Origin of the sequence: Snodgrassella sp. CFCC 13594 (assembly GCF_001590725.1) — a bacterium.
Classification (GTDB): domain Bacteria; phylum Pseudomonadota; class Gammaproteobacteria; order Burkholderiales; family Neisseriaceae; genus Snodgrassella.
Map to the genome: position 1 here is coordinate 1 of NZ_LQXR01000126.1, position 215 is coordinate 215.

Below are 215 nucleotides of genomic sequence, written 5' to 3' on the forward strand. Positions count from 1 at the left end.
TTCACCAAGAAGTCATGACCTATTTGGAAACCGTAGATGTCGGTATCGAGTTCAATCGATGCTTGCCATCTTGTTCCAAGTGCTTGCCATATACCCGTGCCCAAGTCTGTCCTTTGGCATCACTGCCGCAGGTGCCGCATTCGTCCCAGGCGAGGGTTTGGTTCTCGCCTCGGCGTTCGTGTAGGGTGCCAATGCTGCTATAGCCTTGTTCTAAG

The 215-nt window shown here is 52.6% G+C and carries 1 protein-coding gene; it reads right to left on the minus strand.

Annotated elements, in window-relative coordinates:
• Positions 1-19 precede the first annotated feature (19 nt).
• Positions 20-215: hypothetical protein (locus tag A2F46_RS12810; RefSeq protein ID WP_369796349.1), on the minus strand; the 196-nt coding region annotated here is incomplete at its 5' end.